Source organism: Streptomyces sp. NPDC041108 (assembly GCF_055592645.1).
Genome location: NZ_JBVIYK010000006.1, coordinates 303974 through 326267 on the forward strand (window position 1 = coordinate 303974; position 22294 = coordinate 326267).

Consider the following 22294-nt stretch of genomic DNA (forward strand, 5'->3'; position numbering starts at 1 on the left):
GTCTCCGGTCTCCGACCACCGGTCTCCGACCGTCGGCCGTCGGCCACCGACCGGCCGACACCGGCTGCTCCCCCGGTCCTCGGCCTCCTTGATCTCCGGCCTTCAGCCCTCGATCGCGCCCCCGCCCAGCGGCCGTCAGTCATGTGCACGCGGCCCTCGGCGTCCTGTATTCGCAGGTCAGCGGCCGGTTGCGTATAAGGAAAACATAAGAGTTGAGCCCCCTCGACTCAGCTCTGTTGACCCATCGGGGGCCGTCGTGCACACTTGAGTCCGTTCCACTCAAGTCATTGTTGGAGGAATTGAAATGGCACGTGCGGTCGGCATCGACCTGGGCACGACTAACTCCGTCGTCAGCGTTCTTGAAGGCGGCGAGCCCACCGTCATCACCAACGCAGAGGGCGCCAGGACCACGCCGTCCGTCGTCGCCTTCGCCAAGAACGGTGAGGTGCTCGTCGGCGAGGTCGCCAAGCGCCAGGCGGTCACGAACGTGGACCGGACGATCCGGTCCGTCAAGCGTCACATGGGCACGGACTGGAAGATCGAGCTCGACGGGAAGCACTTCAACCCGCAGCAGATGAGCGCCTTCATCCTGCAGAAGCTGAAGCGCGACGCCGAGGCGTACCTGGGCGAGAAGGTCGCGGACGCGGTCATCACCGTCCCGGCGTACTTCAACGACTCCGAGCGCCAGGCGACGAAGGAGGCCGGTGAGATCGCGGGGCTGAACGTGCTCCGTATCGTCAACGAGCCGACCGCCGCCGCCCTCGCCTACGGCCTCGACAAGGACGACCAGACGATCCTCGTCTTCGACCTCGGTGGCGGCACCTTCGACGTGTCGCTCCTGGAGATCGGTGACGGCGTCGTCGAGGTGAAGGCCACCAACGGTGACAACCACCTCGGTGGTGACGACTGGGACCAGCGTGTCGTCGACTACCTGGTGCAGCAGTTCCGCGCCGGCCACGGCGTGGACCTCGCCAAGGACAAGATGGCCCTGCAGCGTCTGCGCGAGGCCGCCGAGAAGGCGAAGATCGAGCTGTCCTCCTCCACGGAGACCTCGATCAACCTGCCCTACATCACCGCCTCCGCCGAGGGCCCGCTGCACCTGGACGAGAAGCTCACCCGGGCCCAGTTCCAGCAGCTGACGGCCGACCTGCTGGAGCGCTGCAAGACGCCGTTCCACAACGTCATCAAGGACGCCGGCATCGCCCTCTCCGAGATCGACCACGTCGTTCTCGTCGGCGGCTCCACCCGTATGCCCGCCGTCGCCGAGCTCGTCAAGGAGCTGACCGGCGGCAACGAGGCCAACAAGGGTGTGAACCCGGACGAGGTCGTCGCCATCGGCGCCGCCCTGCAGGCCGGTGTCCTCAAGGGCGAGGTCAAGGACGTCCTGCTCCTCGACGTGACCCCGCTGTCCCTCGGTATCGAGACCAAGGGCGGCATCATGACCAAGCTCATCGAGCGGAACACGACGATCCCGACCAAGCGGTCCGAGATCTTCACCACCGCCGAGGACAACCAGCCGTCCGTGCAGATCCAGGTCTACCAGGGCGAGCGCGAGATCGCGGCGTACAACAAGAAGCTCGGGATGTTCGAGCTGACCGGTCTGCCGCCCGCCCCGCGCGGTGTCCCGCAGATCGAGGTCGCCTTCGACATCGACGCCAACGGCATCATGCACGTGACCGCGAAGGACCTGGGCACGGGCAAGGAGCAGAAGATGACCGTCACCGGCGGCTCCTCGCTGCCGAAGGACGAGGTCGACCGGATGCGCCAGGAGGCCGAGAAGTACGCGGAGGAGGACCACGCCCGCCGCGAGGCCGCCGAGAGCCGCAACCAGGGCGAGCAGCTCGTCTACCAGACCGAGAAGTTCCTCAAGGACAACGAGGACAAGGTCCCGGGCGACATCAAGACCGAGGTCGAGGCCGCCGTCGCCGAGCTGAAGGAAGTCCTCAAGGGTGAGGACACCGCCGAGATCCGCACGGCCACCGAGAAGGTCGCCGCCGTCTCGCAGAAGCTCGGCCAGGCCCTGTACGCCGACGCCCAGGCCGCGCAGGCCGCGGGCGGCGAGGCCGGCGCCGGCGCCGGTGACGCCAAGGCCGACGACGACGTCGTCGACGCCGAGATCGTCGACGAGGACCGTGAGCGCAAGGACGGTGCCGCGTGACGGAGGAGACCCCGGGCTTCGACGAGCAGCAGCCGCAGTCGGCTCAGCCGCAGCAGCCTGATGTCCCCTCCGGCTCTGACGACGCCGAGCCGAAGGCCGCCCCCCAGGAGGGGGCGGCCCCGGCCGGGGACGCGGCGGCGACGGCCCAGGTGGCCGGTCTGACGGCACAGCTGGACCAGGTGCGTACGGCGCTCGGTGAGCGCACGACGGACCTCCAGCGGCTCCAGGCCGAGTACCAGAACTACCGCCGACGGGTCGAGCGCGACCGGATCACGGTCAAGGAGATCGCCGTCGCGAACCTCCTGACCGAACTCCTGCCCGTGCTCGACGACATCGGCCGGGCGCGGGAGCACGGCGAACTCGTCGGCGGCTTCAAGTCCGTCGCCGAATCGCTGGAGACGGTCGCGGCGAAGATGGGCCTGCAGCAGTTCGGCAAGGAGGGCGAGCCCTTCGACCCGACGATCCACGAGGCCCTGATGCACAGTTACGCGCCCGACGTGACCGAGACGACGTGCGTGGCGATTCTCCAGCCGGGGTATCGCATCGGCGAGCGCACCATCCGCCCCGCGCGGGTGGCCGTGGCCGAACCGCAGCCCGGTGCGCAGACCGCGAAGGCCGAGGAGGCCGAGGGTGCCTCCGGTGCCGACGACAAGGAGAGCGGTGGCCCGGACGAGGGCTGACGCAGGCGGCATGCAGGATGAGCGGAAGGAGGGACGTCGCGGATGAGTACCAAGGACTTCATCGAGAAGGACTACTACAAGGTCCTCGGCGTCCCCAAGGACGCCACCGAGGCCGAGATCAAGAAGGCGTACCGCAAACTCGCCCGCGAGTTCCACCCGGACGCCAACAAGGGGAACGTCAGGGCCGAGGAGCGCTTCAAGGAGATCTCCGAGGCCAACGACATCCTCGGTGACCCCAAGAAGCGCAAGGAGTACGACGAGGCCCGCGCCCTCTTCGGCAACGGCGGGTTCCGCCCGGGGCCGGGCGCCGGCGGCGGCTCGTTCAACTTCGACCTGGGCGACCTCTTCGGAGGCGGCGCCCAGGGCGGGGGGCAGGCGGGCGGCTTCGGCGGGGGCATCGGCGATGTCTTCGGGGGCCTGTTCAACCGGGGCAGCTCCGGCACCACGCGGGTGCAGCCCCGGCGCGGCCAGGACATCGAGTCCGAGGTCACGCTGAGCTTCACCGAGGCCATCGAGGGTGCGACCGTACCGCTCAGGATGTCCTCGCAGTCGCCCTGCAAGGCATGTTCCGGCACCGGCGACGCCAACGGCACACCCCGTGTGTGCCCGACGTGCGTCGGCACCGGCCAGGTCGCGCGGGGCTCGGGCGGCGGCTTCTCCCTGACCGACCCGTGCCCGGACTGCAAGGGCCGGGGCCTGATCGCCGAGGACCCCTGCGACATCTGCAAGGGGTCGGGCCGCGCCAAGTCCTCCCGCACCATGCAGGTCAGGATCCCGGCGGGCGTCTCCGACGGCCAGCGGATCCGGCTGCGGGGCAAGGGCGCGCCCGGGGAACGGGGCGGACCGGCGGGCGACCTGTACGTCGTCGTGCACGTCGATCCGCACCCGGTGTTCGGCCGCAAGGACGACAACCTCACGGTGACCGTCCCGGTGACCTACCCCGAGGCGGCACTGGGCGGTGAGGTCCGGGTCCCGACCCTGGGCGGACCGCCGGTCACCCTGAAACTGCCTCCGGGCACCCCCAACGGCCGTACGATGCGGGCCCGGGGCAAGGGCGCCTTCCGCAAGGACGGGACTCGCGGGGACCTGCTGATCACCGTCGAGGTGAGTGTTCCGAAGGACCTGTCGGGGAAGGCTCGTGACGCCCTGGAGGCGTATCGCGAGGCGACCGCGGACGAGGACCCGCGGGCGGAGCTGTTCCAGGCCGCGAAGGGAGCTTGAATGTGATGGACGGCCGCCGTAGGCAGAATCCGTTGGGCAGGGCGTACGAGCTGACGGAAGAGACACCGGTGTACGTCATCTCGGTGGCCGCCCAGCTGTCCGGTCTGCACCCGCAGACCCTGCGCCAGTACGACCGTCTCGGCCTGGTCTCCCCGGACCGCACCGCCGGGCGCGGCCGCCGCTACTCGGCCCGTGACATCGAACTGCTGCGCACCGTCCAGCAGTTGTCGCAGGACGAGGGCATCAACCTGGCCGGCATCAAGCGCATCATCGAGCTGGAGAACCAGGTCGCCGCCCTCCAGTCGAGGGTCGCCGAGATGGAGGCCGCCCTCGACGGAGCCGCCGCGACCATGCGCCAGCGCGAGGCCGCGGTCCACGCCTCGTACCGGCGCGACCTGGTGCCGTATCAGGAGATGCAGCAGAGCAGCGCGTTGGTGGTGTGGCGGCCGAAGGGGCGGCAGGCACAGTCGGACTGACCATCCCAAGTACGCGGAAGGGCCCGGAGGTTCGCACGAACCTCCGGGCCCTTCCGCGTCGGGCGTCAGCTCTCGGTGGCCAGTTCGGTCGTCGGAAGGCGCCGGTGCCCGAGCGGGGCTGATTCCCGGGCCCCCTGCGGTGTCTCCGGTCGGCTGGGTCAGTCGCCCATGCCGAGCCCCGGATGGGGGCGCTCGTGGCCGGGCGGTAGTTGCTGTGGCTGTTGGGTAGTGGGGCGGGGCGCGCCGGAGGTGCCGCGCGGAGGCATGCCGACTTCCCAGAGGGGGGTGTCGGGTGCGGCTCGATCGGCGGCGGGCGTGCCGGGTGCCGGTCGGGCGGGGGTGGGAGCGCTCGGAGACCGCTCGGCGGTGGGGGGTTTCTGCCGCGGCTGTGCCTCCTTCTGCGGCGGGGTGGCGCTCGCGGGGCCCCCGCCCGGTGTCTCCGTCTCTGCGGCTGATTCGGTGGCCAGGCCCGGGCGGCGCCAGCGTTCCGGGATGGTCGACCGGTGTTGCACAGCGCTCTCATCGCCTGCCTGGACCGCTGCCACGGCGCGTGCGCGCAGGGCGCTCTGGCGGGCGACGGGGGCGAAGCCGGGAGCGGCGTTGCCGGTCTCGGCGGGAAGGCCCCGGGCGCCCATCTCGTTCAACTGCTGCTGGAGGCCCGACTCCGGGGCGAAGATCTCGCGCGGCAGCTGCCAGGAGGCCGCGCCGTCCACGTCGACCCGGTGTTCCTTGCCGTCGACGGTGAAGGTGAGGCCGTAGCCGATGTACTGGTCGTCCTTGTCGAACTGCAGATCGCCGGAGATCTCACCGCCCCGGTCCCGGACCTCGTTCGCGAGGACCTGGAGGGCGGGCGGGAGCGGGTTGGTACGGCCGAGGCTGGTGACGTAGCCGCCGGCCCGCAGCACCTTCCGCTGGCTGTTCTCTCCTTCCCCTTCCTCGTAGGGGATCTGGAAGCGGGTCTCCTCGGCCTCCTCGTCCCAGTAGGTCTCGACGGCACCCAGCCGCGCCGTGATGAAGGTCAGCCGTGGCCGGTCGGGCCCGCTGTACGCCTTCTCCATCGCCGGGAACTGGACCTGGTGCCGCAGGGCCAGCGGTGGAGGCGCGCCGATGATCGTGACGTGGGCGTCCGGGTTCTGCGTGAGGATGATCTCGGCGTTGGCTACCCCGGTGCCGCCGGAGCCCGCGACGACCCAGTCCTTGGCCTCCCGCGCATCGAAGCGGTTCTCGGCGACCTCGTCGCCGAGCAGCGCACGGCCCGGTGCCTCCTCGCGTGCCGTCTCCCACTTGCCCGTCGCGGCGAGGGCGCCGAAGCAGTTGTCGATGCGGGCCTTGCCGGGGCTGAGGCCGGCGGTGAGGGCCTCCATCAGCGGTGAGGACTTCAGGACGTCGAGCACCGTACGAGCGTCCGTGCCGCCCCGCTCGGCCTGGGTCAGCCAGGCCCGCAGCTCGCCCGAGTACGGCAGGCCCTCGTCCTCCAGCTCCCGCAGCCGGTCACCGATCAGCCGCACGGCCTCGCTGCGGCTTTCCACCGGGTGGTCCCCACGAGGCATGCCGGGGACGACCTCGGGAGTCAGACCGGTGGCGATGCTCGGGACGCCGTCGCAGGCCACCCAGAGCGGGGGTGGGGCCTCCTTGCCGTCCACAGCCGGTCTCTGGATCTCGGCGAGGAGTTCGCCGTCACGGCCGAGCCGCAGGCGGGCGTGGCCGTTCACCACGTCTCCCCGGGTGGCGAGCTGGTCCTCCCAGATCCGTACGGCTTCGATGGGCAGGCGGTGCCCGGGGTGCTCGACCGTGGAGTGCGGGTCGACTCCCATCCACTGGGCGAGGTCCCGGTCCTGATCCGCCGACTGCACGATGCCCCGGCCGGGGTCCAGGTGCCACCGGCCGTTTCCGTCGATCAGCAGCGCGTCCGGGTCCCGTCCGGTCAGGCTCGCGCCGCCGCCGATCACCACGCGGCGGGTCGGGAACTCCCTCTGCGCCAACTGCCCTTCGATCGCCTGCTCGGTGCGTGCGCTGATCTGGGCGCGGTATTCGGCCCATTGAACGGACGCTGCCTCCAACTGGTCGCGGGGGAGGGGCAGTCCGTTCTGGTCGTAGCCGGGCATGGGCATGGTGACTTCGCGGCGGCCGATGAAGGCCTCGACCTGACGTTCGGCGCGGAGGGCCGCGTCGCGGGAGGCTTGGAGGGCGGCGGCGTCGGTGGGGTCGAGGTGTTCTATGGGGTGGGCGAGGGTGGCGATCAGGCGTTTGGCTCGGGAGGAGAGGAAATCCTTGGAGAGGGTGCGCCGCCTACGGGCGGCACGAGACTCGTCCGCGTACGGCTCTCCGTCGGCTATGGCTGCCACTGGTCGCATACCGCATCGGTCGATCAGGGCCGAGAGGTCGGCACGTGCCTCGGCCCGCTGTGGCGCCGGGAGTTCCGCGTTGGAGGCGCGGGCGGCGAGCCAGTTCAGTTCGGCGACGCGTCCGTGGTCCCTGCTCGACAGTTCGTGTCGGTCGCCGAGATCGGCCTCCTGGTTCAGGAGGTCCCTGCCCACCGGAGCCAGACCCTGACTCGACCGGTCGCGGGCGGCGATGAGTTCACCCACCTCGTGGGCGAGGACACGGGTCAGGAGTTCGCTGGGCAGACGGTCGGATATCTGCACGACGTACTGATCCGTCGTCGTGTTCGTCATCGTATTGGCGATCATTCCCGAGACCATGGGAATGGCGTCCAGCCAGAGGTCGGCCGAACCGCCCTGCGTGTCCTCCAGGGCGAAGTACTCCCTGCCGTCCTCGGATATCCGCTCTTCGATCGACCTGAACCGCTCTCCGAGAACGACGGACGTCACTGTGCGCATCTCACGTTTCACCGTCGCGATCAGCGCCGCTTGCTGGGCCCGCAACCGCGCATCGGTGACCGTCGTGTCCACGTGATGTTCCTCCCCCTGTATCCGCGCCGACGCAAGCGCTGAACAGCCCTTAGGATCATGTCATGTTGACAGCGCGCTCATCGGCCGAAGCACACCTGTACATGGACCTGCATAGGTGTGAGTGCGGGTCGGGCGACTTCGACCGCCAACACCGGCTGGAACTGCACGGCGACGACCTGGTCGCGGTGTACGAGGGTGCCTGTCGGCAGTGTGGACGAACCCGCCGTTTCGAGTTCCGTATGACGGAAGAGATTCCGCCGCCCCCGCCGGCATTCGGTGGCGCTGAGCCGTCTCAGATCATTGATCCAGGAGAGTTCGAGGCGGTCGCGGGTCGGCTCGCCGAATCCACTGGAATTCAGCTCCTCAATACCCCCGAGTCCGAACACCACAAGCTTCGGGGAGCGATGGCCTATGTCGTCGCGGCGTACGAGGAGATGCTCAAGTTTCTTCCTCCGGGCCAGGACGCCATCCCAGCCAGTGCATTTGTGTCGGAAGTGGGCAGGGGGCGATATCGGCGCGACCCTGGCAACTTCGACCGCGACATCTTGGAGATGAACGTCAGGGACGCTCGCGCGGTCCTCGACGACATCGGCGAGGTCAGCCCCCCGCGCGGCGGCAACACCACCAGCGGCTGATCAGTCGCTCTCTCTCCGGATGGTCCAGCTCGGGCCCTTGCGGGAGGACCGGCGGGGGCGATGTCCAAAGAGGTCGCCGTAATGCGCCGGGGTCGCCCGCGAGCCGGTCAGTGCTCGGCTACGCCGGGGGTCGGGGGTCTTCGGAGGAGGGCGGCAGCGTGTCCGCCACGAACGTCCCCAGCCCGACTTCGCCTCGCGTCCAGCCCTGCTCGCGCACATGTCGCATGGCCTTCGCCGCCGTCGCGTTCACCACGTCGAACTCCTGGGCGATCTCCAGAGTGGACGGCACGCGGCTTCCCGGCGGGTATGTGCCGTCCTCGATGCGCCGGATGATCTCCGCTGCGATCTGTCGCCACAGCGGGCGCGTACGGTCAAGGATCACCGAGTAGACGCTTCCCCGGAGACGGGCGGCAGCGGGTCGACAACATACGTCCCCTTGGCCGCCAGCGTCTCGACCAGCCCTCGTTCGCGCAGGTCACGCACAGCCCGTCGTACTGTTCCAGGGCTGACCTGGTGCACATCGGCCAGCGCGCGCTCGTTCTCAAGCCGACCGCCGGGCGGAATCTCCCCGCTGCGGATCCGGCGCTCCAAGTCCCGTGCGATGCGTACCCACTCGTACTCAACCATGCTCCGATCATCTGCGCGTGCAGTGCATCCCGCGCACTGGGTAACACACTGTGCGGACTGTGCAGACAAAGCACACTGTGCACAGGGAGCAGATTGTGCTTATCCTGGGCACGAAAGCGCCCCGGCGGGAAGGGTGAGAGCTTCCGTGCCGGGGCTCAGCCGACTACACAGGAGTCGACCTATGCGCAGCCTACTGGCCGCGATCCTGAGCCTTTTCCTGCCTGCTCGCGGGGTACACCGAGCCGCGCCCGGGACGCCTGCACCCTCCTGCCCGCCCGTTGCCGCATCCCGGCCCGCACCTACGTGTCCATTCCTCGGCGACATCATCAGGGTCGACGGGTCGCCCCTCGTCCGGCCCTACGTCGTCGTGTGGGAGCGCGAGCGGGACGAGCTCGATCGCAGGCGCCTGCAGCGGGCGCGGCGCCGGGCGGCCGTTCTGGCGACGTTGGGTCAGGACTACTGCCCGTGGGAGGCCGCCGTATGAGCGGGCCGCGTCTGCGCAGCCTCGGCGTGGACCCGGCGACCGGCAGGGAGGCCCTCGCGGACACGCATCCCGGCGGTCTTCTCGAAGCGCTCGCCGATAAGCACGCACTGAAGGCCGCCGCCGTCCTGGTGACGGTCGTGGGTGCCGTACTGGAGGCAGGGAAGGCGTCGGACGCCGAACTCGCGGCCTTCGTGCCGGCGTTGTGCGCGGCTCTCGATGAGTGCGTCGGCATCATGGCGGCGGACGGGCGGTGACGGAGGACGCCGACCCTCGGGCGTAGCGGCGGTGGGTGGTCGGGGAATTCCCTGGGCACCCACCTGTCGTCAGGTGCCCCGCGGCAGCACCCCTGAGGGATATGGATGACGTGACCATGATCGAATAGGGTCTGGTCGCGCGCACGCGCGCGAAACGTGGGCCGACTCGGGGGAGAACGCACGTGGACACTGGAACGGGGCTGCGGGGATTCGTCCGCCTGGCGTTCGCCGGCCCGGTGGTGCGAGCCGTTCCGATCCGTCCCGACCGGATATCGGACCCGGTCATCGACCGGCTCCAGCGGGCCCGGACGGTGTTGGGGCTCCTGGCCGGCGTCTGGCTGGTGTTGGCCTACCCGATGCGCAAGGGGCGGGAGGACTTCGTCCTGGGCAAGGTGGAGAACCTGATGATCGGCTGCGCCGTCCTGGTGGCCGCCGGAGCCGTGGGCATCACGGTCTTCATCGTCGCCGCGCGCCCGCCGCTGCGCCGCCTGTACGCGCGCCGTCTCGTGAGTCCGCTGACGGTGCTCGGCGTCCTCGCCCTGGAGATGGGCATGTTCTGGCTCATGCTCCAGGCGGTGCGGGGCAACGTGCTGTCTCCCGACGGCCTCAACGCGTGGTTGTCCGATTCCGACGACTCGGAGGCGGGGGCCGGTACCGTGCTCCTCGGCCTGGTGGTGGGCCTGCTGGCCCTCTTGGCCCCCATCGCCTATTTCCTGCTGATGCTCGGCTCCGCGGTGCTCATTCTGGTGACCACCTACTCGGCGCTGAACTCATGCTTCCGCGTCGGCGATGTGCACGAGCTGCTGCCCGGACTTCTCTCGCCTCTGCTGTTCTGGTCGTTGTTCTTCATCAGCCTCTCCGACGGTCCCGACGTCTCGGCTCCGCCGGAGGTGCTGTACGCCTTCCTGCTCGGCGGGCCGCTGTCGGTGACGGCGTTGTCGGTGTGGGAGATACGACGTCTGCGCACGCAGTACGGGATGAACTTGCGGTCCTCGCTTGCCCGTTAGGGCTGTCGCCGGCCTTGGCTCAGTCCAGCTGTTCCGTGGTCCCGTCCGGGTGGATCAGGAGGCGGATGGCGCCGCCGTAGCGGTTGTCGGTGATCGTCGCCGGGGTGGGGGCGCCGAGTTGCTGGGCGCGTTGCTGCAGGATCGACAGGACGACGTCCTGGATGTCTCCGTAGGGCGGCGCGGTGACCGGGACGCCGTCGATGAGGCCGGCGTTGGGGGAGAAGACGTGGACCTGGGCGTCGGGCACGGCGGCGGGCGCCGGGCCCTGGCTCGGGAACGGTTCGGTCATCGGAGGCTGGGGTTCCTTCCGGCTCGGGTCAGGCGCTTTTCGCCTCTCCCCGTTCGGGGAGGAGGCTGTCGTCGGCGTCCTGGACGTCCTCGACACGCAGGACGTCCAGAACGCGAGCGTACGTGCCGCGCGAGAGGCGTTGCAGACGGCCCGACTTCACCAGGGCGGACAGGACGTTGCTGATCGTCTTCGACGGGTCGCCGTAGACCCCGGAGGGGAGGGCGCGCAGGACGTCGCGGGCGGAGAAGGCGCCGGGGAAGCCTGCGACGGCCTTCTCGACGGCCGCGCGGATGCTGGGGGTTGAAGGGGTGCGGCGGGTCTGTCCCGCTCCCCCTCCCGCCGCGGGCGCGACGCGCGGGTGGCCGCCGTGCAGGGGGTGTGCCGCCGGGTGGGCCGTGGGCGCGGCCGGGTGCGGGAGGCGGTCGTGGATCTCGCGGACGGCGGTGCGGATGGTCTGCAGGCGGGTGTCGCCGGTGTCGTCCGAGGCGGCGGCCAGCATGGTGGCGACCTTCTCTATGTTCGCGAGGGTGGCGGCGAGTTCGCGCTGCAGCGGTTCCAGGAAGTCGCGGCGGAGTGCGGTCACCGGGTCGGTGGTGGCGAGTTCGACGGAGACCGAGCCGGTGAGGGGGCGACGGGGCGGGAGAGGTGTGCCTGCGGCGTCCTCGGGGGCGTCGGCGCCGTCCGGCAGCAGCGACTCGACGGCTTCCCGTACGGCGGACAGGTCCCGCGGGGCTTCCGTGGCCGGATCGGCGACGCCGCCGGGCATGCACGCCAGCATGGTGACGAGCTGTTCGAGGCTGGTGAGCGCGGGGAGTGCGGAGCGCACCAGCGGGCCGAGCACGGCCTGCCGTACGGCCAGGGCCGGATCCTCGTACGAGAAGGTGATCCGTTGCCCGGCCTCGGCCGCTGCCATGGGTTCCTCGCTCCTGTCGTTCGCCGGTCCGGGCGGGTGCGGCGGCGCGCCCGGTGCGGGCGGCTGTCTGTGCGTTGTCTGTGCGGTGGTGTGCGAGTGCAACAGGGAGGTCAAAGCGGCGCGCTGAGGATGTTCCCTCAACAGGCTCTGATCATGGGTCAGTTGCCCTTGGAGCAGGTCGAACGCGTCGAGGATCCGCTCCAGTTCGGGAAGGTCCGGGGCGGGCGTACGACGCGTTCCGGGCTGCGCCGCGGAGTCGTCCGCGCGGGACCGGAGACGGGTCAGCCGGCGGGGGACGGAGCCGGAGTCGAAGGGGACCGCGGCGTGGGCGGGGAGGTCCCCGTGCTCATCGCCGATGCCGAGTGCGCGACGCAGTGCGCGCCGGTCCTCCCGGGTGGTGGCCGCCGTGTAGCCGTACGGCTCCGCGTACGCGACGGCGTCCTGGAGGCATTCCGCCCAGAGTGGGCAGGATGCGCACAGATCACGCGCGGTGCGGAGGAGGACGAGGTGCTGGCGGCGCTGATCGGGTGCGACGCCGGGTGTCGCCGTCGCCGTCGCTGTCGGCATGCCGTCGGGGCCGTGGTGGCCGTTCGGGTGCTCCGAGTCGTCCAGCAGTGGGTGTTGGAAGACGTCCGGCCGACGCCGACAGGGCAGAGCCGCGTCGGGTATGTGGGCCTCCCGTGCGACTGCCTTGCGGGCGGGTCGCGCGGGCAGCCTGGCCAGCGTCGTATGGCTCGCCATACGCATGAGTAATAGCCCCCGTGATGATCTGTGATCGCGGGGGACTCTAGAACAAGTTGTCAAACTCGTGCAACGCATGTGCAAAGTACTGGCCAGAAACGAACAGTGACGCGACGAACCATTCACAAGAACCTCAACTGTCCGCCGTTTCACGGGTGTCACGCCGACGCGGTCGCCCGATGACCTGCAAGGCCTTTCTGCCCCGGGCCGTCAGGGTCTTCGCGGTTGCGCCGCGTACGGCGAGCACTCCGAGCACGCCCACGAAACCGATCGGCACCCCGGCCTCCGCCACGAACATGGCGACGATCGATCCCATGACCAGGATCACATCGGCGATCACGACCGTGATCCCGCGCCGCCCCGGGTGCTCCTTCACCATCCACGCGCCCAGCAATGCCATTCCGGCCAGCGCCCAGTAGCCGAAGGCGGCCGTTCCGGTGACGGCGGCGCTCGTGTTCATCCGGGCCGAGTCGCCGGCCGCGGAGAAGTAACCGCTGAAGGCGGCGGCGAGGATCGTCGAGGCGAGGGCGAGGAGGAGCTGGGTGCGGCGGCGGAGCAGCCAGACGGCTCCGCCGAGGAGCAGCACGACGCAGACCATCACGAAGGACGAGCCGCTCTGCGAGGCGATCGTGAAGAGGGTATAGGCGGCGGCGAGGCCGAGGACGAGGCGGGGGAGGAGGCGGACGGCCCAGGTGTCGGTCTTGTCCTGGTGGAGGAGGCGGCGGAGACGGTTCGGGGTGCGGCCGCCGGCGCTGCTGTCCTTGCCGCCGGTGCGGGTGCCAGGGGTGCGGCTCATGGATCGGTCACCCTCCCATGCCGGTGCCCTGCGCCTGCTCGGGGGCGGGCGGGGCTTGTACGGAAGCGGGAGTTGTGGGGGTGGGAGAGGCTGGGGCCGGGACGGGTTTCAGGGTGACTCCGGGCATGAAGTGCGCGCCGGGGACGGCGTGCTGCGTGGCGTTGAGCGGCTGGATCGGCTGAAGGCCGGTCCTTGCGTTCACTTCTACGCCGGGGAGGAAGGCGCCGTGAGTGCTGACCACAGGGGCGCTCTGGGCGCGGGAATCGTACGCCCATGCCAGGTCGGTGGAGCTGGGGAGCACTACCTCGTGGTCCGGGCGCAGGACCTTGATCTCCTCGACGTACTTCTCGACGTCGGCCGTGCGGGCGGGGCCGTCCATGGCCGCCACGCGGGCGCAGACCTCAAGGACGGCAGCGCGTTGGGCCTCCGGGGTGGGGAGCGACTTCAGGTGCTCCAGGTCGAGGTGGCCAGCCTTGGTGAGCGGCGTGTACTTGGGGTCGTTCTCGTCGTAGCCGAAGGTGTGGATCTGGGCGCGTACGGCCTGGGAGGCCAGCAGCTCCTGGGTCTCCGGCGCGAGGTCCGCGTACTTGTCCATCGGGGGCGGATACATGAAGTTGATGAGGTCGAGCTTGCCGTCCCGGCGGAGCTGCGGGGCTTCCGTCTGGTAGGCGACAGCTCCCGGGTTGAGCTCGGCCATGAAGAAGAGAGCTTCGGTCTCGGTCGTGGCCGCATACCTCTGGGAGAGGGCGCCCCAGGCGTCGTAGGCAAGGGCCGTACCCGTCTCCCGGTCCAGCCTCAGCGCCCTCTGGACGTTTGCATCCCACAGGTGGAGCTCGCCCAGTGCCTGTCCGCCGGGTGTGCCTTCCAGATAGCGCAGGGTGTTCTCGACTATGGAGTTCTGAGCCTCGGTGTACGCCGCCGCTACGTGCATGCTCTGAAGCTGTTCCCCAGCTTGCACGTCGACTGCCGGGTGGTCCTCCAACCGGTAGGACCAGAACGACGATCGGGTGTCGGGGGCGGGAAGTTCCATGTCCTGCTCAGCAGCGAACTCCCGCAGCCGTTTACGGAGTTGCTCTGTGTATTCCTTGTCCGGAAGGTGGGCGATGCCTGCACGCAACCGCTTCGAGATTCTCTTGACCTCGTCAGGGGTCGGTGCGGCCTCGCCGGTGTGCTGTCGGCCCCGGGCGTCGTCGAGGACTTGGTCCGACACGTGTACCTGGATCACACGGCCTCCGGCGGATAGCAGTCGACATTGATGAGTGCGCGCCGAAGCTCGCCGGGTTCCAGGTCGGCGCCCAGGCTGACGGTAAGCACCGTGATGCGCCCTTCCGGGCCGCTCTCGCGCCACACAGCCATGCGATACGGGTCCATGTCCTCCAGGCGGATGTCGCGGGGCATGAGCCAGTGCCGGTCGTGCGGCGGTTCCGGGAAGGCGGGGTCGTTCCAGGCCCCGGCGAAGGCAGGTTCACCGAGCACAGGGCGCGCGGCAGCCACGTATGCGGCCCACTTCTCGGATGCCTGCGTGAGGACCTCGTCGTTCTCGGAGACTTCGTCGGCCGACTGCTGCCAACTGGTCCAGCCGAGTTGCTTGACCGGAGCCCAGCCGGCCTCGCGCACGGGGTCGAGAACGAAGCTCTGCCCTGTGGCGCTGCGTACCGTCAGCACCCTCTCCGCCGAGGTCGGCTTCCAGCCGAACAGCGCGCACCAGTCGTCCAATGCCTGACCCGGGTTCGGAGGTCCTGCCCAGACCGCGGGCCAGTCCACGTGCTCCAGGCCCTTGAGCTCCTCTGCCAGCTGATCAGGGCTGCGGTCGATCCTGAGGGTTGTCATCGTATGGTGTCTTCCTCGTCTTCTCGGGTAGCTCCGGTTCATCCGTGCCGTGCCTGTCGCTCCGCGTCCGCGTGGGCGGGGTCGTGGCAGGCGAGCACGATCCTCGCATCGGCCGGTACCGGGCCGCGCGGGGTGACCGCGCCGAGCGTCATCCGCAACTCCACGAGGGGCGCGTGCGGTGGAAGGAAGCGCCACACCGCCACTCGGTACGGGTCCTGATGCTCCCCGCGCCAGCGCGTGTCCGGCCAGGGCTGTGGGCCGGGCAGTTCCGGGAAGCCCGGGCTGTCCCACGTGCTGTGGTGGGACGGGTTGCCCAGGTAGCCGCGCAGTGCGTCGAGGTGGACCTGCCAGCGGATCTCGGAGAGATCTGTGACCTGGACGTTCTCGGACAGGTCTCGGGACCGGGCTGCCCACAGCGTGTACTCGGCGCGGGTCACGGGGAGGGCCGGGCCGGGTGAGACGAGGTGCAGGCGGCCGCCCAGCGAGGTGCGGACGCGCAGGCCGGACTGGAACCACAGAGGGTGCCAGCCGAAGCCCGCGCACCAGTGCGCGCGCTTCTCCACGTCCGCGGGGACGCCCGCCCAGACCGTGGGCCAGTCCACGCCGGTGAGGCGCCGCATCTCCCCGACCAGCTGGTCGGGGGTGCGGTCGGCGGTCAAGGCAGGCATGGGCTGGCTCCTCGGAGTGGGGCGGTGCGCCGAGTGTTGGCGGACGACGGTCGGCTAGACGCGACCGCTCGGGTCACGCGGGTCCCGTGGGGCCGGCCGCGGTGCGGGCGGAGTCGGATCGGCTGGCGCGACCCGGCGCGGTGACGGCTGGGGCTCCGGCTCCTGGCGCGGTGCGGGGGTCGTGGGCGCGGGGCTCGGTGCGGGGGGCGACGGCTGCTGGGTCTGCGCGCCGCTCGAACCGCTGACGCGTCCGCTGCGCCTAGAGTCGGGGGATTCCTGCACTTCCGGCTCCTGCTCCTGCTCCGGATGGGGTGCCGGCCTGTTGCCGTTGTTCCCCACGCGGGCTGCTGCCCTGTCCTCTCGGGCCGCCCGCGCGTCCTCCTTTGCCCAGTAGGCGGACTGATTTTGCTCGCGCTTGGACTGGCCGAGCCACCCCTGCTCCTGGAGCGCCTTACGGCCCTTGCGTCCGGTGAGCAAGTTGGCTGCCCCTGCAGCGGTCTTGCCCACGACCCGCCCGCCCGCCTTGGCCGTGTTCGCCATGGCGGTATTGCCCTTGGCGACCACCTTGTCGCTCCCGGCGCTCGCCGCCTCCCGGATACCCATCGCGTCACCGGCACCCCCGGCGAACTCGGGGCTGAAGTTCCCGGCGAGGAGCTTCTTCAGCATCATCACCACGGCTGTGGTGACCAGGACCAGCATCAACAGCTGTGTACCCAGGGCGACCTGGGCCGGAAGGATTATCTGGTAGAGGACGAGCAGGACGGTCAGGATCACTCCGAAGCCCGCCCGCAGCACGAAGCTGTGGATGAATGTCTCCAGCCAGCCCTTGAGCAGCTTCTGCTGTGAGGGGTGAATACCGAGTGTGGCGACCAATGGCAACATGATGATCAGGATCAGCGTGACCGCGTGCCAGAGGAGGGTGAGCGCGCTGAGGACGATGACCATCACACCGACGATGAAGGCGGCGATCACGGAATAGAAGGCGATGCCCACTCGGTCGGAGGCGTTCATGCCTGCCCAGTCGGGGTATTCCACCGGGTAGAACGTGCCCTTGGCGATATCCCCACGGATCAGCTGCCAGTCGTGGAACTGGTCGGGATTCCCGTTGTTGACCTTGCTCGTGTCGATATCGGTCGTGGACTGTGTGACGACTTGGCGCACGCGGAGATCCGCGCAGCGGGTGCTGCCCTGGGCTCCCCAGTAACAGCCAGTGTGCTTCGGGACTCCCATCGAGACCCCGTCCGGGACCTTGGGCGGGCAGTAACCGTTCCCGACGGCAGATCCGTCGCTCTTCTTCCTGAAGATGCAGGTGTTACCCGGCTCTCCGAACTGGCCCAGCGCCCACGGGCGGAACGCCAGCGTGTCGTACATTGCGCAACTGGAGAGACGAAGCCCTTCATTCCCTCGCTTGTCGTTCAGGTCGCACGGTGGCTGCGGCGTACCCGACACGCTGGACAGCGCGGTCGAGGTGAGTGTCGAGTTGGCCTCCGCGATCCATTTGTCCGCACCCGACACGAACTTGTCGTAGTTGGTGTCGTACAGAACGGCCATGACCGCGATCGTGGTCAACGCGGTCCAGGAGATCCCGGCCCAGACCTCGCGCATGTCGCCCTTGCGCCACTTGGCGAACACCCAGAAGCCGACCAGCGCGATCATCACCGGGACGGCGGGCTGGAGGACGTGGGACTTGAGCGTTTTGACGACGTTGTCCCGCCCCGAGTAAAGGCCGGCGAACGGACTCGGGTTGGAGGCCATCTCCTTGATCGAGATGGAGAATCGGGTCAGGACCTTGGTGCCGTTGAAGATGATGTTCGCCATGCCGTTGTTGACCCAGGTCATGAGTTCACAGTCATCTGCCCCACTGAACCAGGTGCCGTTGCTTTTCTGGGCCTCATCCCTGTCCTTGAAGGTCATGGACCAGTTGAGACCGCGCATGCCGTTCAGTTCGTACAGGGTGTAGCTGCCCGCGTCCTTCGGCTTGAACAGGTCGTCAGTGACGTATTCGTCGTCGACCAAAAGGTCGCCGATGACAGGCGGTGAACCCCACTGTACGACCGTGGGTATGAATGCCTCGCCGTTACTGCCCGGGGAGTCCCTGTGGTAGGTCTCGTCCCCGGTGAAATCGCAGGTGAAGTCCGCGGACGCCGACGTCGGCGCGGCCAGGGTGAGGGCGATCAGCGCCAGCACCAGGAAGAGGCCGGCACGGACGGCTGCGCCGGCTTTTCGGATGCGGCGGCTCAGCGCGTTACGCGAAGGCATCTGAGGTCCTAACGGAGATGGTGAGGGAAGAGGGGCGCAGGGCAACGTTCCGCGGGCGTCAGGAGTCCGAGAGGTAGTCGGTCATGACGCATCCGTCGACAAGACCGTCGATTTTCTTGTAGCCGCTGGGCACGGTGAGATCAGGTGTGCAGGACAGAGCCAACATCTTGCTGTCGGCGAGCTGGTGGACCGTCTCGTCGTTCACCGCGGCGATGGCGAAGTCCCGGCCGATCTGCCAGGAATCCTCGGCCTTGGCGCTCCGCTGTTGGAACTTCTGCATGTCGTCGATGAGAAGAAGCGTGATGTCGTCGCCGTGTTCGTCCTTGCAGTAGGCAAGTTCCTTGATGCCCCACGCGGGATCCTTGGACTCGTCCTTCATGTAGTCCCCGTCCGCAGGGTCTGCCTCCAGGTCCCGGCAGGCCGCGTGTTCATTGATGAGGTCGGCCAGGGACGCCATGTCCGAGGCGGACGGCAGCCCGAGGTCCGCCATGGGATCGTCCTCGCCGCAACCGGTGAGGATGACCAGCGCGGTGAGGGCGGCGATGCCTGCTGTACGTGCTCGCTTGATTCGCATCAGTCTGCCTACTGGTCCAAGGGGTCGAGGAGATAGTTCGTCAGCACGCAGCCACTGGCCAGTGCATCCTCCGTGCGAAAACCCTCCGGAGCCTTGAAGCCGGGGTTGCAGTTCTCCATCAACAGTCCCGTTTCGAACAAGGTCTTGCTGGCCAGGTAGTTCGTGGGGTCGACAATGAAGTCGGCGCCGAACAGGAACCTTCCGCGCTCCAGCTCCATCCAGCCGACCCTTTTGTCCTCCTCGCGGGCCGCCTTTCGGTAATTTTCTTGGAACGACTTCATGTCCTTGGGCAGGTAGATGACCCAGCCGCCCATGTCGGAGTCACTGTCCCCGCAGAAGCCGGCTTTGCGGATGGCCCAAGCATCGGCCTCATCCGGTTCGTGGTAGGTCTGTTCCGCAGGGCCGAGGAACCCCTCGAGCGGTAGTTCCTTGGCGTCCCCGTCCTCGGTGAGGTTGTCGCAAGGCAGCCCCGCCCCGGTGATGAACTCCTGGACCTCCCGCAGCGTCTTGGCGCTGGGGCGGCTCGCTTTCTCGGTCTCGGTCTCGGTCTCGGCCTCGGGCGAGGGTGAACCGCCGGCGCGGGAGCGGGGCGAACCGCCGTCGTCGTCCCCGGAGTCGGATCCGCACGCGGTGAGCGAGGTGAGCAGGGCAAGGGTCAGGGCGCCCGTGGTCAGGGTCTTGGAACGGAACATGAAGGGGTGGCCTCCTGGGGGGACGGTGGTTCGGGACGGCGTCATGCGGCAGACGGTTCCGGCGTGGCCGACCGCGCCGCCGTCGCCGGGTCCTCCTCCGCCTCCTGCAGGAACGTCCAGTCCCACACACTCAGCGGCGGATTGACGCCCTGGCGGGCCGGGCGGGTCGTGCCGTTGGTGTCCGTGGCCGCGAGGATCTCCTTGAAGACCAGGTCGACGGCTACCGTGCCGACGCGCTTGTCGGCGTCGCGCTGGAGGCAGACACCGGTGCGGAGTTCCTGGAGGGCGTTGACGACCTTCTGGTCGTTCTCGGGGCGGCCGAGGAGCGGGGCGACCAGGGACGCCTCCTGGGCGGACTTCTGCTTGAAGGCGAAGACCGTGTGGATCTGGTTCGCGCCACCGCTGCGGGCCTCGGAGTCCTCGATCTGGACCAGGTCGATGGCCTGCTGGGTGATCAGGACGGTCACGGCCATGTACGAGCGGCCCTGCTTCAGGGCGCGGCGCATCAGGTCGCGGCCCGACTCCGTGGCCGTCACGACGTACGCCTCGTCCACGAACAGTGCCTTCGGACGCAGACCGATCTCGCCTGTTACCGGGTTCTTCTCGTAACCGACGTCCAGCATCTGGCTGCCCAGCTCCACGACCGCCATCAGGGCCGTCGCCGCCAGGCGCTCCGCCGGGTTCCAGCTGCGCGGGTCGGAGGCCGCGGGCGACTGGAAGCCGCGCAGGGTGATGACCGTACGGCGCTTGCGCATCGCCGACAGCGGCTGCGGCTGCTCGGAGAAGGCGAGCCGTGCGTAGGGGAGCGTGCGTAGCTCGGTGAGGAGCATCTGCGCCAGCTTCAGGTCCTTTGCCGCCTCACGGTCGCCCGTGGTCAGCGCGTGCTCGTACGCGGTCACGACCTCCTCGACCACCTGCCACAGCGTCGGGCGCGGCACCTGGGCCTCGGCGTCGCGGGCCGTCAAACCTTGGTCGACCGCCTGACGGATCGCCGAGTTGTAGCGGCCGACCACCGTGGCCATCGCCTCGATGACGGGAAGGCGTACGCGCTGGTAGTCCTCGTCGCCGAGGAAGCCGCGCAGCATGGACTCGGCGAGCAGGCGGCCGGCCGGGACGTCACGGGCGATGACCCAGGGGTCCAGGACGCCGGCCTGGCCCTTGAGGAGGTCGACGACCTCCGTCTCCGCCCAGAACTCCGGGTTCACCGGCTGGAACCGGCTCTGTGCGGTGCCGAGGAGGCCCGCCTCCGCGTCGGCGGAGAACGCCGGGTCGTTCACCTGGGAGCCGAAGGCCAGGTAGTAGCAGAGCTGGGCGAAGTCGGTCTTGGGGTCGATGACCAGGCAGCGGACGCCCGACTCGGACTCCTCGTAGAACTTCTGGAGCGCGAGGGAGGACTTGCCACCGCCGGACGCGCCGACGATGGCGAGGCCACCGCCGTCGTTGCGGGCCGGGCCCACGTGCAGCGAGTAGTGGACCGGCATCTTGCCCGCCCAGCCGACCAGGTTGCCCACCCAGCCGAGGCGCTTGCCGGAGCGCTGCTCGGGGTTGTCACCCAACTCCGTTCCGGCGGTGGGCAGTCCGGCACCGAGTTGCTCGACCTCCTGCAGTCGCAGGTAGGGGGCGATGGGGAGCTTCGGCGCGTCACCCGGGAGCTGGGACTGGAGCAGACGCCACTGCTGGCGCGTCGGGCGCAGCAGGGTGACCTTCAAGTCCTGCTTGAACTGCATCTCCAGGACCCGGCGGCGGCGCTCCAGTTCCTTCACGCTCGGAGCCGAGATCGTGAAGCGGATCTGCGCCTCCATCCCCGGCATCTTGTGCTCCTCGATGTCGTCGACGAGCTCCTGTGCGCGGGTGACCTGATGGGCCAGCTTGGTGTCCGGGGTACGGCCGGAGTTGGCCATGTCGTTCATCTCGTCGACGAGGTTGCCGCGGATCTTGTCGGCCCGGTCCTTGAACTTCAGGTACGGGATGAGGGTGAAGCGCATGTCGATCTCGACGGGGAAGTCCACGTGCTGGGCCGCGTAGCGCGCCCACGCCGTCGACTGGCGGAAGCGGGTCTCCGCGGGCCAGTTGGCCGCCACCAGAGTGGTGGTGTAGCTGGTCTGCTGTTCGCCGGTGACCTCGTCGTACTGGTTCAGGACGATGTGCGTCTTGCGGTTCTCGCCGGAGAAGTCGACGACTAGGTCGAAGGCGTTGGGGCCCCAGGCACGCGAGCCGAGCACCGGCTCGGGCGGGACGGGCAGGTCGCCGTGGAGCGGCTTGCGGATCAGCCAGACGAGTTCTTCGCGGGTGAGGGGGGTGCCCCGGAGGGTCTCCAGGCTCTCGTGGACCTCGGTCGCGACCTGGGTCCATTCCGCGATGACGTAGGGGGACAGGTACTCGTCGGCGACCCCGGTCGCGGTGGCGGCCACCTGGTCGGCGGCACCGCGTACGCCCTGGAGCAGGCCCGGCTCGTCGTACGGTTCGTCGTCCTCGGCCATCACCCCGGAACCGCCGCTGTTGCGCTTGAGCGAACCCAGCTTCACCAGCAGGACGTTGCGCTCCCGGTTGGCACCGATGCGCTCCTGGTACTCGGCCTTGCGGAGGTTGTACGCCCGGTAGTTGTCGGTCGGGTCCCAGGCGATCGCGTTCAGGTCCTCCGCCCAGGTCAGCGCGGTGATCGGCTGGTAGACCTTGCGGTAGTGGCACTCCACGTTGCGGTCACCTCGGGCGAGGTTGAGCAGACCGCGCGGCGGACCCTCGGCCATCGCCTGGAGTTCCTGGGCGTTCAGGTACTCGTCGATGGCGTTGGGCAGGACGAGACCGGTCCACACCGAGTCGCCGTGGACGAAGATCATGTCGTCGGCGTAGCGGTACGGCAGCCGGAGGTCCTCGCGCCGGGCCGACGCCCCCGCCCCGGAGGGCGACTTGGCACGGCCGGACGACGACCGTCCCCGACCGCCGCCGCCACCCTGGCCCGGCTTCTTGCTCGACGTGGCGGCCATGATCATGGCGACCACGAAGAAGGTGGCCGCCCCGCCCAGAAGGATCAACATGAACATGGAGGAGTCATCCTGCGGTAGTCGGCTTGGTACGGGG

General features: G+C 69.1%; 20 protein-coding genes. 7 read left to right on the forward strand and 13 right to left on the reverse strand.

The annotated features are described in order from the left end of the window. The first annotated feature begins 304 nt into the window (after nt 1–304). The 4 genes from dnaK to ACZ6BB_RS19520 are packed head-to-tail and all read left to right on the forward strand — an operon-like array spanning nt 305 to nt 4535. The gene (dnaK, locus tag ACZ6BB_RS19505; protein ID WP_005483619.1) at nt 305–2158 is read left to right on the forward strand and encodes a molecular chaperone DnaK; all 1854 of its coding nucleotides are present in this window, start codon (nt 305–307) and stop codon (nt 2156–2158) included. After that, nucleotides 2155–2838, forward strand: a complete 684-nt coding sequence (grpE, locus tag ACZ6BB_RS19510; protein WP_318814573.1) for a nucleotide exchange factor GrpE — start codon at nt 2155–2157, stop codon at nt 2836–2838. Before dnaK ends, grpE begins: the two co-directional genes overlap by 4 nt. Before the next feature lie 42 nt (nt 2839–2880). Continuing rightward, a complete protein-coding gene (gene dnaJ / locus ACZ6BB_RS19515; RefSeq protein ID WP_471616408.1) occupies nt 2881–4059 on the forward strand; it encodes a molecular chaperone DnaJ in 1179 nt (392 codons plus the stop codon). A gap of 5 nt (nt 4060–4064) precedes the next feature. Further along, nucleotides 4065–4535, forward strand: coding sequence for a heat shock protein transcriptional repressor HspR (locus tag ACZ6BB_RS19520; RefSeq protein WP_471616409.1), 471 nt, complete (start codon nt 4065–4067; stop codon nt 4533–4535). Between the two features lie 158 nt (nt 4536–4693). Here ACZ6BB_RS19520 and ACZ6BB_RS19525 read toward each other — a convergent pair whose 3' ends face one another. Further along, the gene (locus tag ACZ6BB_RS19525) at nt 4694–7447 is read right to left on the reverse strand and encodes a hypothetical protein (protein WP_471616410.1); all 2754 of its coding nucleotides are present in this window, start codon (nt 7445–7447) and stop codon (nt 4694–4696) included. Between the two features lie 62 nt (nt 7448–7509). Between ACZ6BB_RS19525 and ACZ6BB_RS19530 the strand changes: the two genes are divergently transcribed. Beyond that, entirely contained in the window at nt 7510–8082 is a 573-nt protein-coding gene (locus tag ACZ6BB_RS19530; RefSeq protein WP_471616411.1) for a hypothetical protein, read from the forward strand. Nucleotides 8083–8200: 118 nt separating this feature from the next. Here ACZ6BB_RS19530 and ACZ6BB_RS19535 read toward each other — a convergent pair whose 3' ends face one another. Together ACZ6BB_RS19535 and ACZ6BB_RS19540 are read right to left on the reverse strand one after the other, a co-directional pair. Further along, entirely contained in the window at nt 8201–8464 is a 264-nt protein-coding gene (locus tag ACZ6BB_RS19535) for a GntR family transcriptional regulator (RefSeq protein WP_471616412.1), read from the reverse strand. Next, nucleotides 8461–8709, reverse strand: coding sequence for a GntR family transcriptional regulator (locus tag ACZ6BB_RS19540; RefSeq protein ID WP_471616413.1), 249 nt, complete (start codon nt 8707–8709; stop codon nt 8461–8463). Before ACZ6BB_RS19540 ends, ACZ6BB_RS19535 begins: the two co-directional genes overlap by 4 nt. 480 nt (nt 8710–9189) lie before the next feature. On the opposite strand from ACZ6BB_RS19540, the gene ACZ6BB_RS19545 reads away from it, so the two are divergent. Then, nucleotides 9190–9447 carry a hypothetical protein gene (locus tag ACZ6BB_RS19545; protein WP_471616414.1) on the forward strand — a complete coding sequence of 86 codons (258 nt, stop codon included), beginning with the start codon at nt 9190–9192 and terminating at the stop codon, nt 9445–9447. Nucleotides 9448–9629: 182 nt separating this feature from the next. Next, nucleotides 9630–10454 (forward strand): hypothetical protein, encoded by an 825-nt coding sequence (locus ACZ6BB_RS19550; RefSeq protein WP_471616415.1) that lies wholly within the window; start codon nt 9630–9632, stop codon nt 10452–10454. 19 nt (nt 10455–10473) lie between these two features. Here ACZ6BB_RS19550 and ACZ6BB_RS19555 read toward each other — a convergent pair whose 3' ends face one another. The 10 genes from ACZ6BB_RS19555 to ACZ6BB_RS19600 form a co-directional block, all read right to left on the reverse strand. Beyond that, nucleotides 10474–10743 (reverse strand): hypothetical protein, encoded by a 270-nt coding sequence (locus ACZ6BB_RS19555; protein WP_275457027.1) that lies wholly within the window; start codon nt 10741–10743, stop codon nt 10474–10476. A 28-nt stretch (nt 10744–10771) separates the two neighbouring features. After that, entirely contained in the window at nt 10772–12397 is a 1626-nt protein-coding gene (locus ACZ6BB_RS19560) for a WhiB family transcriptional regulator (protein ID WP_471616416.1), read from the reverse strand. 133 nt (nt 12398–12530) lie between these two features. Then, a complete protein-coding gene (locus ACZ6BB_RS19565; protein ID WP_471616417.1) occupies nt 12531–13193 on the reverse strand; it encodes a hypothetical protein in 663 nt (220 codons plus the stop codon). Between the two features lie 7 nt (nt 13194–13200). Then, entirely contained in the window at nt 13201–14124 is a 924-nt protein-coding gene (locus ACZ6BB_RS19570) for a hypothetical protein (RefSeq protein WP_471616418.1), read from the reverse strand. A gap of 290 nt (nt 14125–14414) precedes the next feature. Further along, on the reverse strand, nt 14415–15023 hold the full coding sequence (locus ACZ6BB_RS19575; RefSeq protein WP_471616419.1) for a hypothetical protein: 609 nt from the start codon (nt 15021–15023) through the stop codon (nt 14415–14417). Nucleotides 15024–15061: 38 nt separating this feature from the next. Next, nucleotides 15062–15691, reverse strand: a complete 630-nt coding sequence (locus ACZ6BB_RS19580; protein ID WP_471616420.1) for a hypothetical protein — start codon at nt 15689–15691, stop codon at nt 15062–15064. Nucleotides 15692–15745: 54 nt separating this feature from the next. After that, nucleotides 15746–17950 (reverse strand): hypothetical protein, encoded by a 2205-nt coding sequence (locus ACZ6BB_RS19585; protein ID WP_471616421.1) that lies wholly within the window; start codon nt 17948–17950, stop codon nt 15746–15748. A gap of 58 nt (nt 17951–18008) precedes the next feature. Then, complete coding sequence (locus ACZ6BB_RS19590; RefSeq protein ID WP_471616422.1) at nt 18009–18524, reverse strand: hypothetical protein; 516 nt, start codon at nt 18522–18524, stop codon at nt 18009–18011. A gap of 8 nt (nt 18525–18532) precedes the next feature. Beyond that, entirely contained in the window at nt 18533–19216 is a 684-nt protein-coding gene (locus tag ACZ6BB_RS19595) for a hypothetical protein (RefSeq protein WP_471616423.1), read from the reverse strand. Between the two features lie 41 nt (nt 19217–19257). After that, nucleotides 19258–22257: an ATP-binding protein gene (locus tag ACZ6BB_RS19600; RefSeq protein WP_471616424.1), complete on the reverse strand. Its 3000-nt coding sequence runs from the start codon at nt 22255–22257 to the stop codon at nt 19258–19260. Nucleotides 22258–22294: the final 37 nt, after the last annotated feature.